Origin of the sequence: Streptomyces morookaense (assembly GCF_013030945.1) — a bacterium.
In the GTDB taxonomy this organism is placed as follows: Bacteria; Actinomycetota; Actinomycetes; order Streptomycetales; family Streptomycetaceae; genus Streptomyces; species Streptomyces morookaensis.
Genome location: NZ_JABBXF010000128.1, coordinates 1 through 234 on the forward strand (window position 1 = coordinate 1; position 234 = coordinate 234).

Sequence of the window (234 nt, forward strand, 5' to 3'; positions counted from 1 at the left end):
CCCTCGGCCGACTACGGCTCCGTATGCGTCCGGTGGACGCCCGGCTTGGCGTCGCCCCCGCCGTCGTGATCGGCGGCGAACCAGCCGCCGACCCCCGCGGCGGCCGCCACCGCGACGGCCACGGCACCCAGCCGGATCCGCTTGCGCCGCGCAGCGAGCTCCGCAGGAGTCCGGTGGCGGGCCGAGCCCGCCCGCGGCTCGCCCGCGGCGCGCGGTGCGCGGGCCGTGCCGTGC

General features: G+C 81.6%; 1 pseudogene. It reads right to left on the minus strand.

Annotation, left to right across the window (positions count from 1 at the left end):
* Positions 1–11: 11 nt before the first annotated feature.
* Positions 12–234 (minus strand): annotated as a pseudogene (locus HG542_RS32820) (serine/threonine protein kinase); the annotation flags it as partial.